General features: G+C 57.7%; 8 protein-coding genes. 1 reads left to right on the forward strand and 7 read right to left on the reverse strand.

What is annotated here, in order from left to right; genetic code table 11:
* Positions 1–49: 49 nt before the first annotated feature.
* From zapA to ET464_RS09735, 4 genes are all read right to left on the reverse strand, one after another.
* A complete protein-coding gene (zapA, locus tag ET464_RS09715) occupies positions 50–3,364 on the reverse strand; it encodes a cell division protein ZapA (RefSeq protein WP_129440419.1) in 3,315 nt (1,104 codons plus the stop codon).
* Between the two features lie 100 nt (positions 3,365–3,464).
* Positions 3,465–5,909, reverse strand: coding sequence for a phenylalanine--tRNA ligase subunit beta (pheT, locus tag ET464_RS09720; RefSeq protein WP_129440421.1), 2,445 nt, complete (start codon positions 5,907–5,909; stop codon positions 3,465–3,467).
* 22 nt (positions 5,910–5,931) lie between these two features.
* Positions 5,932–6,963, reverse strand: coding sequence for a phenylalanine--tRNA ligase subunit alpha (gene pheS / locus ET464_RS09725; RefSeq protein WP_129440423.1), 1,032 nt, complete (start codon positions 6,961–6,963; stop codon positions 5,932–5,934).
* Between the two features lie 1,372 nt (positions 6,964–8,335).
* A complete protein-coding gene (locus ET464_RS09735) occupies positions 8,336–9,943 on the reverse strand; it encodes a CopD family protein (RefSeq protein WP_129440426.1) in 1,608 nt (535 codons plus the stop codon).
* A 166-nt stretch (positions 9,944–10,109) separates the two neighbouring features.
* Here ET464_RS09735 and ET464_RS19805 point away from each other — a divergent pair, with 166 nt between their 5' ends.
* Entirely contained in the window at positions 10,110–10,256 is a 147-nt protein-coding gene (locus ET464_RS19805; RefSeq protein ID WP_165279966.1) for a hypothetical protein, read from the forward strand.
* 48 nt (positions 10,257–10,304) lie between these two features.
* Here the strand turns inward: ET464_RS19805 and ET464_RS09740 are convergent, their stop codons facing one another.
* The 3 genes from ET464_RS09740 to pxpB form a co-directional block, all read right to left on the reverse strand.
* Positions 10,305–10,703, reverse strand: coding sequence for a gamma-glutamylcyclotransferase family protein (locus tag ET464_RS09740; protein ID WP_129440428.1), 399 nt, complete (start codon positions 10,701–10,703; stop codon positions 10,305–10,307).
* A 5-nt stretch (positions 10,704–10,708) separates the two neighbouring features.
* The gene (locus tag ET464_RS09745) at positions 10,709–11,509 is read right to left on the reverse strand and encodes a LamB/YcsF family protein (protein ID WP_129440430.1); all 801 of its coding nucleotides are present in this window, start codon (positions 11,507–11,509) and stop codon (positions 10,709–10,711) included.
* A gap of 75 nt (positions 11,510–11,584) precedes the next feature.
* On the reverse strand, positions 11,585–13,438 hold the full coding sequence (gene pxpB, locus ET464_RS20590; RefSeq protein ID WP_129440432.1) for a 5-oxoprolinase subunit PxpB: 1,854 nt from the start codon (positions 13,436–13,438) through the stop codon (positions 11,585–11,587).
* Positions 13,439–13,567 lie beyond the last annotated feature (129 nt).

Below are 13,567 nucleotides of genomic sequence, written 5' to 3' on the forward strand. Positions count from 1 at the left end.
ATAACAAAAAGGGGACCGGCTGGTCCCCTTTCTGTTATTTTGCTGCTGTTCAGCTCTGTTCAATCAGTTCGATCCATTCGTTAAATTCGGTTTGCAGCTTGGCGTATTCCTGCTCAAGCTTCTGATGAATACGCACAAGCTGGCTATGTTCGGCACGCAGCTCTTCCAGGCGCCGCATCACTTCTTCCCTCTCGGATTGAAGTTCTTCGGTGCGCTCATCCAGCCGTTCCGTCTGCTGCGCCGCAGCCGCCGCTTCAGCCAGCGCTTTCTCCAGCTCGCTTTGCAGCATAATCTCCGCTTCGATACGCTGCTGTTCCTGCGCGGCCGAGGCTGCTTTCATCTCCTGCTCAAGCCGCTCGGCAAGCTGGTGAGCCTGCTGCAGCTTTTCGCTCAAATCGCTTTCCCTTGCCGCAGCCGCTTCAAGCTGCTGCAGCGCGATTCGTTCCCTCGCAGCGGTCAGCTCCAGCTGTTCGGTCAACATGCTTTCCCGCTCCTTGAACCGTTCAAGCTCGCTTTCCGTTCCGGCAAGCCGGCTGCTCCATTCCGCCAGGCTAGCGCGAAGGCTTGAAATCTCGCCCTCCAGCGTCCGGCGATCCGCTTCGAATTGGCGGCGGTCTGCCTCAAATTGCTGCTGCAGTTTACGCTGCTGTTCCTCATATTCCTGGAACATCAGCTGCTGCAATTCATCTTGTTCCCGGTGCAAAGCCGCCAGCCTCGCGTCATGCTCCTGCAGAAGCTGATCATACCGCTGCTGCAGTTCGCTGCAGCGGTTCGACCATTGCTGCACCAGCTCGTGTTCCTGCTCTTCATATTGCTTCTCAAGCAAAGCGCGCTGCTCGGCATGCCGCTGCACAAGGGCCGCCTGGCGTTCGGCATGCTCGCGAACAAGCTGTTCTTTATGGCCGCCAAACGACTCCGCCAGCTTGTCCAGCTCCGCCTGAAGGTTCGCTTCATGCTGTTTATCGCGAAGCGCCAGTTCAGCCTCGTACTGCTGCTGCAGTTTAGCCGCTACTTCCTCATGCTCCTGCATCAATTCTCCTACAAACAGCTCATGCTCCGCTTTTAAAGCAAACAGCTCCGATTCATAACCGGCTTTCAGCTGAGCGGTTTGCTGCTCCGCTGCCTCGGTCAGCTGCTGCTCGCGCCGTTTCGCCTCTGCGGCAAGCTCAGCTATGTATGCCGCATGTTCTTCCTGCAGTGCCGCAAGCTTCGCTTCATGCGACTGCACGAGGTTGTCCATACGCGTCTCATATTCAAAAGCCAGCTGCTCGGATGCCGCTTCCTGCGCTTCCTTCAGCTCGTCAACGGCCTGCTTATGTCCCGCCGTCAATGCAGCGATCGAGGCGCGGAGAGAATGCTCCTGCTCCGCCGCTGCCGCCAGCTGCTCATCGGCCAAAGCAATCCGGCCTTCCAGCGCAAGCTTTTGCTGCTCAAACTGTTGATTCAGGTTCGCAAGCTCCGCCTGATGCGTCTCGGCTTGCGAAGCGGCAAACCGGCTGTGCTCCGCTTTCACTCGTGCCAGCTGTTCTTCAAACTTGGCTTGCTGCAGCTTGCTGCGCTCCAGCCATTTGAGCTGCTCGCTCTCCTGCTCCTGCATCAGAGCAAGCTGCTCCTCCTCATGTTTGCCGTTCAGCTCCGCTACCTGAGCGGCATGCTTCTGCACAAGCTCCGCTTCCCGTTCCGCCTGATCAAGCCGCAGCCTGTCCAGCGCTTCGTTATGTTCCGTATCCAGCACCGCAAGATGCGCTTCCTGTTCGGCTGCCAGCAGCTCCAGCTGCTCCTTATGCCGCTTGACGGCTTCTTCCAATTGGAGCTGCAGCTCCAGCAGCTGCTCTTCATATTGCTGAACCGTATCTGCCAGCTTACGCCGGGCAGCTGCAAGCTGCTCCTTATTTTGTTGCGCGGCTTCGTCAAACGCTTGTTGAAGCGCAAGAAGCCGTACCTCGTATTGTTCGGCCGATTCATCAAGCTGAAGCTTCAGCGCTGCGAGCTGCGCTTCGTGCTCCCGGGCTACAACCGCAGCCTGTTCTTCATGCTCCAGCTTCATGAACGCAACCCGGTCTTCGTATTGCTGTGCAGCCGCAGCAAGCTTCGCTTCTTCCTCTTGAGCAATAGCGGCAAGCTTCGCTTCCTGTTCCTGCCGGGCAGCTGCAAGCTGCTCCTCATGCTCCCGCGTAAGCTTCGCCGTATGGGCATTATGCTCCAGCTCCAGCTGGCGCAGCCGCTCCTCGTAACCCGTGCGAAGCTTCGCTTTCTCTTCTTCCAAAATCCGGCGCTGTTCCTCTGCCGTATGCCCAAGCGCTTCCAGTTCAAGCTCTATCTCCAGCCGCTTCTCTTCAGCCGCTTCCATTGCCTGCTTCATCGCTTCTTCGAAACGTTCGCGTTCGCCCGACAGCTGCAGCTCCAGCAGCTCCACATGCCGCTTCGCCTCCGCGTTTGCTTCTTGCAGCCGGGCCAGTTCATCCCTGGCTTCCGCCAGCATGCCGGCATGCGCTTCGCCGTCCTGCTCCAACTGCGCAATGGCCGAACGCAGCGACTCTTCCTGTTCGGCCGCCGCAATCAGCTGCTCGTCTGCCATGGCGATGCGGCCCTCAAGCGCAAGCTTCTCCTGCTCGAATTCGCTTTGCAGCTTGGCCAGCTTCACTTCAATATGGCGCTTCTCTTCCAGCCATTCGCTGCGCCGCTCATCAAATTCGGACAGCATGTGCTGTTCGACCTGCGCTTTCTCCGCCTGCCAGGCGAGTTCACGCTCCGCCGCCTGCTGCCGGAACGCCTGCTCGGCTGCTTCCGCTTGCGCCTGCCAAGCCTGCTCGCGCTGCTCCAGCTCGCTGTTCCAGGCGAGACGCTGCTCTTCCGCTTTCGCCGCATGTTCCTGCTCCGCTTGCGCCAGCAGCTCCGAATACGCTTCCTGCTCGGCAGACAACGCTTCCGCAGCCGCAGCCGCCTGTTCTGCCAGCTTGCGTTCGGCATCGGTCTGCGCGGCTTTCAGCTGTTCCTCCGCTTCCGCCTGCAGCCGCCTCAGTTCCTGAAGCGATTGCTCGCGCAGCTGCTCCAGCTCGTTCAGCAGCCGCTCATTGCTTTGTTTCTCATGATCCAGCTCATGAGACAACGCAATCCGCTTTGCTTCCTCTTCCTGCAGCGTATCGTTTTCCCGGCGCAGCCGGTACATCTCTTCCGCCAGCTGGACAGCGGCAAGCACCGCCAGCTTCGGCATATCAAGTCTCGGGTAGCTCTTTGCCAGCTTCTGCATGCTGTCGTCAACCGCCGAAGCAACCCGCTTCATATAATCTGCGTTATTATGGCCTTTTAACTTATATTGCCCGCCGTATATATCAACCGTAACAACAACTTGATCAGCATCCATAAAGGGCTATCCTCCTCTAATCTAGTCGCGTTTCTAAGGTGTAAAAAGCCGCATCGACGCTCACTGGGAACTATTCGATGCGGCTTTGGAGGTTTCCTGCCTATTTACGCAATTCGGCTGCAAAAGATTGTTCCAGTGCAGCAACGACCTTGCCGTGAAGCTCCGTTACTTCTTCGTCTGTCAATGTACGTTCCGCATGGCGGTATACAAGCGAAATCGCCACGCTTTTTTTGCCTGCACCAAGCTTCTCGCCGGTATAAACGTCGAACACCTGCGCCTGTTCCAGCAGCTCGCCTGCCACGTTCCAGGCGGTTTCCGTCAAGCTAGCTGCCGGAACGCCGTTATCCAATACAACGGCAATGTCGCGCTGGGACGCCGGGAAGCGTGGGAGCTCCTTGTACACGATCGTGGATTCCGCCGCTTCATATACGGCATCCAGCGTAATTTCAAACACATACGTATCGGCCAAATCCGCGCTGCGCTGCAGCTCCGGATGCAGTTGTCCGATATAGCCGATGGTGCGCGGGCTTTCGCCATCCGCTAAAATAACTGCTGCCGTGCGGCCCGGATGGAATCCTTCCGGCTGTGCAGCTTCATAGCTGATTTTGCCGCTTAGTCCAAGCGCCTCGAATACCGTTTCCAGCACGCCTTTGGCGTCGTAGAAATTGACAGGCGCCGCTTTGCGGTTCCACTGCGCTTCCACGCGGTTACCGGCCAGCAGGCCGGCGAGGCGGTGAAGCTCCTTCGGCTGGCGGGTCAGCTGCTCTTCGTCACTGTGGAACACGCTGCCGATTTCAAAAATCGACACCGATTCGATTTTACGGTTGCGGTTGTACGCCGCCGTCTCCAGCATTTGTGCCGCCAGGGATGTGCGGAGCACGCTGCGGTCTTCGCTCATCGGCATAGCGAGCTTGACCGGTTTGCTGCCTTCGCCAGCTAATACCGGGAACAAAGCCGCTTTATCCGGCGATGTAAACGAGTAACCAACAATCTCGTGCAAGCCTGCGTCCGTCAGCCGTTTGCGAAGCTCGCGGCGGATCGCCTGCGGTTTCGTAAGCGCTCCGGGAACGATGTCGCCGTGGATCGCCGTTGCCTTGATGTTGTCGTAGCCGTACAGGCGCGCAACCTCTTCGATCAGATCCACATCAAGCGTAATGTCGCCGCGGCGGGTTGGCACTTCAACCGTAAATTCGCCTTCCGCATTCGCTGCGCAATCAAAGCTTAACCGTTCAAAAATCGTACGGACTTCAAGAGCGGACAGCTCCGTGCCGAGGTAGCGGTTGATTTTGTCCAGCGTTACGCGCACTTGCTTCGCTTTGCCTTCTTCATATACGGCGCTGACGATGCCTTCCGTTACAAGGCCGCCGGCCAGCTCGGCGATAAGCGCCGCAGCGCGGTCGAGTGCCGGAATGACGCGGCCCGGGTCAACCTCTTTCTCGAAGCGGATGCTTGCTTCCGAACGAAGGCCCAGCTGGCGCGACGTTTTGCGGACAGTGCCGCCGTCGAACTTAGCCGATTCCAAAATAATATTAACGGTGCCGTCCGTCACTTCGGAGTTAGCTCCGCCCATAACGCCTGCAAGCGCAATCGGCTTGCTGCCGTCCGTAATGACCAGCATATGCGGCTCCAGCTTACGCTCCTGGCCGTCCAGCGTCTCCAGTATCTCGCCCGCTTCCGCAAGGCGAACTTCAATGCGGCCGTCCTTGATCAGATCGGCGTCAAAAGCATGCAGCGGCTGGCCGTATTCATGCAATACAAAGTTCGTCACGTCCACCACGTTGTTGATCGGACGGATTCCTGCCGCGATCAGGCGGTTTTGCAGCCAAAGCGGCGAACGGCCGATTGTGACGTCCTTGATGTAGCGCGCGTGGTATTGCGGTGCAAGCTCCGGCACGCGGACTTTTACTGTAACATGGCTGTCTGCACGGTCGGACGCATGGTTAACCCCTGCTTCCGGCAAACGGACTTGACGGCCGATCAAGGCGCCAACCTCGTACGCAACGCCAAGCATGCTAAGCGCATCGGAACGGTTTGGCGTCAGGTCCAGCTCCAGCACCTCGTCGTTCAGGCCAAGCACTTCAACGATCGGCGTGCCAAGCGGCAGCGTTTCCGGCAGCACGAGAATACCTTCCTGCTGCTCCTTCGGCAGCAGCTTGTCGTTAATGCCAAGCTCCTTCGCCGAGCAGATCATGCCTTGCGACTCCACGCCGCGCAGCTTGGCGCGTTTAATGTGCAGACCGCCCGGCAGCTTGGCGCCAACGGTAGCAACCGGCACCTTCTGGCCGGCATCGACGTTTTTGGCGCCGCAAACGATTTGCAGCTCCTCGCCTGTGCCGACGTCTACTTTGCAGACGTTCAGCTTGTCGGCGTCCGGATGTTTTTCGCGGGATTTGACATAACCGACTACAACGCCGGTAACCCCTTTGTCGCGGGGCTCTACGCCGTCAACCTCGATGCCTCCGCGCGTAATTTTTTCCGCCAGCTCTTCAGCCGCAAAACCGGACAAATCGATATATTCATTTAACCATTGATAGGATACTTTCATGGAATTATGCTCCCCTTCCCCGTTACATTCTCGCGAATTGGTTCAAAAACCGGATATCGTTCGTATAGAAATGGCGGATGTCGTCGATGCCGTATTTCAGCAAAGCGATCCGGTCAATCCCCATCCCAAACGCAAAGCCGCTCACTTCGTTTGGATCGTAGCCGCCCATCTCCAGCACGCGCGGATGCACCATGCCGCAGCCGAGAATTTCGAGCCAGCCGGTCTGCTTGCACATGCGGCAGCCGTGGCCGCTGCATTTTACGCAAGTAACGTCAACCTCGGCGCTAGGCTCCGTGAACGGGAAAAAGCTTGGGCGAAGGCGGATTTCCGTCTGTGCGCCAAACATTTGCTTCGCGAATTGGAGCAGCGTGCCTTTCAAATCGCTCATGCGGATGTTTTTATCAATGACAAGCCCTTCCACCTGCACGAATTGGAACGAGTGAGTCGCATCGTCGTCGTCGCGGCGGTATACTTTGCCCGGGCAAATAACTTTGACCGGCTTGCCGTTCATTTGCTTCATCGTCCGGACCTGAACCGGGGACGTATGGGTACGCATCAGAATGTCATCCGTTACGTAAAAGGAATCCTGCATGTCGCGGGCCGGATGGTTTTTCGGCAGATTAAGCGCTTCGAAGTTATAGAAGTCGGTTTCCACTTCCGGGCCTTCGGCAATCGTATAACCCATGCCTGTAAAAATGTCTTCAATCTCCTGCGCAACCTTGTTCAGCGGATGAATCGCCCCCGCCGTCTGGCGTACGCCCGGCAGCGTCACGTCAATCGTCTCCTCGCGCAGACGGCCTTCCGTCTCCGCTTGCTGGAACGCTTCCTGCTTGGCGTCGATAACGCCTTCGATTGCGGCACGCACATCGTTGGCCACTTGCCCGATAATCGGGCGTTCTTCGGCGCTTAAGCCGCCCATGCCGCGCAAAATTTCAGTTAATGCGCCTTTTTTACCCAAATATTTGACTCGCAAATCCCCAAGCTGCTGCGGGCTTTGCACGTTTTCCAGCTCCTGCAGCGCTTCCGTGCGCAAAGCTTCCAAACGTTCCTTCATTGTTCTTCGCCTCCGGCAATTAATGTTGTAGACATACAAAAAAGGCCTTTTCTCCCCGAAAGGGACGAAAAGACCGTGGTACCACCCTTGTTCGAATTGCCTGTCCGGCATCAGCTGCATGCTGGACGATGCTTTGGCCATGCTGAGCAAGTGAATGCCACACACCATGGTCATGCTGGTCATGTGAATCCCAGACCTACAATACCAGGCATGCGATGCTACACATGTAATGCCGGGCTTGCGAATGCTAGGCACATGGCCATGCCGTTCAAGGACGGCAAGCTGCAATTCCTCTAATCCCGTTAACGGCGGGAAACCGGATCATCCCTACTGCCGGCCGCGAGGCTCGGTTCAGGCGTCTGCTCCGGAGTGAATTTCGGCAAGCGTTGTTCCCCGCGGACCCGCTCTCAATCAACGGCGGTTCCTCCCTGTGCGCAAGCGCTCCCTACTTGTCTCCATCTTCGCTTTATAAGCAGTATAACCAAACAAACACTATTGCTTATTATATGCGTTTGCGCTTGCTGTTGCAACCGTAGGCTGGCGCGGGCTGCGCCGCAGGTGGCGCGGTGCGCTGGGCGCGGCGGCTGGGCCGCACGTAGCGCGGTGCGCTGGGCGCGGCGGCTGGGCCGCACGTAGCGCGGTGCGCTGGGCGCGGCGGCTGTGCCGCAGGTGGCGCGCGGTGCGCTGGGCGCGGCGGCTGTGCCGCAGGTGGTGCGCGGTGCGCTGGGCGCGGCGGCTGCGCCGCAGGTGGCGCGCGGTGCGCTGGGCGCGGCGGCTGTGCTGCACGTAGCGCGGTGCGCTGGGCGCGGCGGCTGTGCACGAACGAGCTGCTGCCCCGAGGGTGAGCAACTTTGTTGCTTTTTGCGTCACCAGACAGCCGCTGGCCCTCAACTGCATATTTGCAGTTGTTTTTTTCAAAATGAGGGCATTAGCAGGCAACAAATGCATATTTGCAGTTAATTTCTCGAATATAGGCCAAATATGGCAAAAACGAGCCTAAACAAATGCATATTTGCAGTTAATCCTTAAAATCAGCCTTTTTCGCGCAAAATTAACTGCATATTTGCAGTTTGCGTTACAAAGTGCAACCGATCGAGCGCTCAGCAACTACTATAATCTAGTAAAAAATTAGAGCAGCTACGACTCCGCCTAGTGTTGCTGAACCAGATGTTTTCTCACTAGTTGTTACGATACCGAATGTTTAGCTATGAACTCACTTGTAGTTACTGTGTGAATGTTCAACTGCCAACCTTACTAGTTGTTTCTGTGCGTATGTTCAACTGCGAAGCTTACTAGTTATTTCTGTGCGAATGTTCTACTTCGAACCTTCCCTAGTTGTTACTGAACCGTATTAGCAGCCCCCTAAAGGATTCTAATAGTTGCGGAATGGAATATCTTTCACCGTTACCTCGCCCGCCGGACTGGTAATTTCGATCTCCGCCACCCAGTTGCCGGGATCGGCTATCGAAAAGCGCTCCGACTCGTACGATGTCCGCGTAAAACCTTCAAACGACTCGTAGCTTTTGTCGTCGAACGGAGCCAGCGGTATATTCATCGTTTTGCCAGGCTTGCTGTCAGCCGAACGGATAATCAACTTGACGGACGCAGGAGCGCCCAGCGCTTCCGGAAGCCATACTTTTAATGTAGCTTTATTATCGCCCACCGTATTAGGCGTCAGGTTAAACGTATAATGCATCGTTTCGCCCATCTGGTGAAACGCCACCGCTTCGCCGGTCGGAACCGGCGTCATATACGTAAACAAGCCTACAATAATAATAATTGCGCCCATCAGCGACGTATCTGCCGCAAGAAGCGCCTTCCTCGGCATTTGCCGCTTGCGCGCTCTGCTGCGCAGCAAAGCCCCGACCACAAGCACCGCCAGCACCAGCACAGTTTTAGCCGTCAGCAGCCTGCCCCAATTCGTATAGAACAAAGAGGACCATCCAGGCAGCAAAATAATTGAAATGCCAACTCCCGTTACGACAAGCGCTGCCATAGCGGCAGTCGCCGTACCGGTAAAGGTTTCGGCAAACCGCCCGGCTTCCTTTCGCTCCTTGGCCCACAAACCAGCAAGCAGCAGCAAGCCGCCTACCCATAAAGCAGCGCAGATCAAATGGACAAAATCAAGCACGACGGCTAACGTCTGCGGCGATGCAGCAAGCGCGTGGCCGTTCCAGCTCTCGGCCCCTGTGAGCAGAAGCCCCCACACCGCCTTGACCGGGTCCGGCAGCTTAAACGCAGCAAAACCAAGCAGCGCCAGCACCAGTACTGCAAGCCAGGACTGGCCGACTTTCGTCTCCGTAAACAGCCGGAGCCATTCGGCCCCGCCGCCTTCCTGCCCTTCCATCAGCTTGGCCGAATTGATAAATACAAACATAAGCGCCGCCAGCACAAAGGACTGCAGGCTTGTATACGCCCATCTGCCCAGCACATCGCGCTGCACCTTATTATCCTTTTTGATGCCTGAAAACCAGAACATCAAACCGGCTGCCGTCAATAAAGCGGCATAATATATAATCCGGATTGCATAAAACAGCAGATCGCCAAAGTTCCACTGGGCGGAGTCGGCCGCTTCGTGATGCTCATGGCCCACCTGCTTATGAGGATCATAATCTTCATTGTCTGCAAGCAGTACACCCTCTTGCGCCCGAACGGCCTCCTGTCCGCCAAGCAGCACGCCCTCTTGCGCTAGAGCGGTCTCCTGTCCGCCAAGCAGTACACCCTCTTGCGCCCGAACGGCCTCCTGTCCGCCAAGCAGTACACCCTCTTGCGCCCGAACGGCCTCCTGTCCGGCAAGACGGCTGCCGTCAGCCGTAGGCGCAGCCGGCACACCCGAAGAAGACACTGACAATACTGACGGTACGGATGATGCGGATGAATAAACCGGAAACATAAAGGCGCTGACGCCGAGTATTAACAATAAAACAAGCGCGGCAGCAGCTTTACCGCGTATAAACGATCGCTGCCCGTATAATTTCATTCCTCTCACTTCCTGTCTCTTGAAGTCCTATACAAGTGTACAAGAGTTGAAAGAAAAGGACAAACTAGCGGACGGACGGCCTGGGAGAGCGTATATCGGGTACCTTTCCTGCCGAAGCTGACAGTAGCCTGCTTTACATTTTTCCGAATACGAAGGAGAAGTAGCCATGTTTAACGATCAGTATAAATTTGCGGAGCTCGAAAATGACCCGGAAGTGGTCGAATCCATTCGGGAGCTGGAGGATAAGTTGTCCGCCCGGCACGGAACCCCGATTACGCTCATTGCTTTCGAAAAAGATACCGGAACCGAATAAAGCTTGCGGACCGGCGCCGGCCGGCAAAGAAAAGGAAAAAGCCGATAGTTAATCGGCTTTTTCCATCTTGCGTTTATAGTGATCCGGCCAGTATCCGGTCCGGATTGTCGGGCATCCCCGGTCGGATTCCCAAATGTACACCCATCCGCCGATATGCTTCCTGACGGCATCTCTTACCCATACGCGCAAATAATCGTTAGATTCCTCGTAGCCGTAAAACTCCTCCAGCTTATCCATTGCCGCAAGTCCTGCTCTGCCGACCTTGATCCACTGCCCTTTCACAAGCGTTGTTGTGCCGTCCCGCACAACTGCCGGATAGCCGCCAAAGTCGACAAGCCGGCCTTCAATTGCCCCGATTTCCGCTTCAATGACATGCGGTTTTACAATATGATGGTTGGATTGCCCCGGCAGCAGCGTGCCGTACAAAAACACCCTTGCTTCGTTCACGGCTTCTATTCCCCCTTCGATTGCAAAAATTGAGGCGGAGCTAACAGGATGCCTTCAGCTTCAAGCGCCAGTTTAATATGCCGGGCAAAAACCGCCGCATGCGGGCCGTCTCCGTGCAGGCAGATCGTATCGGCTTGCACCGCTGCACGCCCGCCGCCGGCCGTATACGCAAAACCGTCGGCGGCAAGCGATACAGCCTGTTTGGCAGCCTGCTCCGGATCTGTGAGCGTTGCCCCCGGCTTCGACCGCGGCGCCAGGCTGCCGTCCGCTTCGTACGCCCGGTCGGCAAACACCTCGGATACGGCCGCCATGCCAAGCCTGCTTGCTGCGTCAAGGAGCAGGCTGCCGGATTGCCCGTACATCATCAGCTGAGCGTCAATCGCGAGCGACGCTTTCACAACAGCCTCTGCAATGGCTTCATCGGCACCAGCCATATGATACAAAGCGCCATGCGGCTTTACATGCCGCAGCCGTCCTCCTTCCGCCTTCACAATAGCTTGCAGGGCGCCGAGCTGATAAAGCGTAAAGTCGTACACTTCCTGCGGCGTAACCGCCATAGCCCGGCGGCCGAAGCCAAGCCGGTCCGGCAATCCCGGGTGAGCGCCGATCGCTGCGCCTGCGGCTGCCGCTTTGGCGGCTGTTTCCCGCATCGTATGAGGATCGCCGGCATGAAAACCGCAGGCGATATTGACGCTGGTCACCACAGCCAGCAGCTCATCTTCCTGCCCAAACCGGTACAAACTGTAGCCTTCTCCGAAATCGCAGTTCAAATCAACGGTTAACGCGTTTGATGGAATCTTCCTCATCGTAATCGCAATCTCCTAAACAGCTTGTTTTAGTAAGCTTATTAATAAATTCCATTCCTCATGCTATTTACGCCGTCAATACGCAGCAGTCGTCCGCAGAAGCTTGCTCCGCACCGCCAGCTCCAGCGCCCGCAGCTGCCGTTCATGCTGCAGGTCCAGCTGCTGCGCTTCCTCCGCCGAAATTTCTTTCAGCCGTACCGTATCCCCCGGTTTCACCTGAGCGAGCAGGGGCATATCGGCGGAAGCGATATGCGCAATGACCGGATAGCCGCCGGTTGTTTGGCAGTCGGCGGCCAGCACAATCGGCCGGCCGCCGGGCGGAAGCTGCACGGCGCCGGGAATAACCCCGCGCGACAGCGGCTCCGCTCCCGGCGCGTCTGCTATCGGGAGGCCAGCGAGGCGGACCCCCATCCGGTCCGATGCGGGAGCGGCGATGTACCGCTCCCGGAACAAGGCGGCGGCTTCGCTGAGCCGCCCCTCTGCCGGCATCGCGCGCAACTCGATGCCGTCTTCGCCGCTGCCGCCGGCATACGCTCCCGGCGGCGCATACCAAGGCGCGGCCGCCCAGCCATGCGGGCGGCCGGCCGGTGTAGCGCTGGCGGCGCGCCGCTGCTCCAGCGCAGCCACCATGGCGGTTGCCCGGGACGACAGGGCAACCCCGCCTCCGGCGGCGCCGCAAGGCAAAACGTCGCCAGCCGCAAGCCGCCGGCCGGCCAAACCGCCGAAGCCGGCGCGCGTATCGGTGCTGCGGCTGCCCATAACCGCAGGCACGCCAAAACCGCCGGCTGCCGCAAGATATGCGCGGCAGCCGCTTACGGCGGAGCCGAAACGCAGCGTGACGCCGCGCTTTAGCAGCACAGGGCGCCACATCGGCAGCTCCTCGCCGTCTGCCTGCGGTTCCATATCCGCCCCGCATATCGCCACAAGCAAATCTTGCCGGACTGCCAGCTCAGGGCCAACAAGCTCCATCTCCAGCACGGCGGCTCCGCGGCTGTTGCCGACCAGACTGTTCGCTATGCGCATTGCATAGGAATCCATAGCCCCACCGCCTGTTACGCCGATATGCCGGAAGCCAGCCCTGCCCTGATCTTGTATAGCTGCGGACAATCCCGGCCTAATAACTTCAAGCCCGATCCGGCCGTCATGCTGATCGGAATCCGCCGCAGAAGCAGCCAATCCGGCTGTGCGGCGCTGCAAAGCTTCCCGCTCCTCTTGCTGCAGCAAGAGGCCGTATTCCTGCCTGGAAACCGGCACGAACTTCACATGATCCCCTATCCGAATGAAGGCCGGTTCTTCACGGTTCGCATCAAACAGCTGAAGCGGCGTTCTTCCGATCAACTGCCAGCCGCCCGGCGATTGCAGCGGATAAATGCAGCTTTGCCCGGCCGCAACAGCGACGGAGCCTGCCGGCACCGCCATGCGAGGCTCCTGCTTGCGCGGCAGGTCCAGTTCCGCAGGAAGTCCGGCCAAATAAGGAAATCCCGGCATAAATCCGATCATAGCCGCTGTAAATTCAGCTTGTGCATGGGCTGCGGCATATTGCTGTTCGGTCAAGCCTGCCTGCTCGGCAGCAACCGCCAAATCCGGCCCGTATTCCCCGCCATAACAAACCGGGATATGGACTGTACGGTTTTCTGCGGCCTGATATTCGGCAGTATCCGAAGCAGCCAGACAGGCCAGCAGCTTCTCCGATACATAGCGGAAAGCAGACTGCCGGCTGCTGGCTTCCGCCGCTCCTCGCGCCAGCTCGGGCAGCATCGCAGGGCAGTAGACGGCGGTTATCGTCTCATAGGCAGGAATAATGTCCGTCAGCCACGGCTCGTTCAGCCGGCTCAGCAGCCGGGCAGCAGCCGCTATCGCCGTACGACTGTCCGTACCCGCTGCTGTTATCGTTACCGCCCTGTCCCCAAACGGCGTAATCCGATACATAAGCCGCTCTCCTTCCTTACATTTTGTTCCAATAGCTTTATATTAGTAGATATTCGTTCCTCTTCCAAGGCAGCCGTCATTTTTGATACAATCGTACAATGATCCATCGTGTTAATCCGCTTATTGCGG

Origin of the sequence: Paenibacillus protaetiae (genome assembly GCF_004135365.1) — a bacterium.
Lineage (GTDB): Bacteria > Bacillota > Bacilli > Paenibacillales > Paenibacillaceae > Paenibacillus_AP > Paenibacillus_AP protaetiae.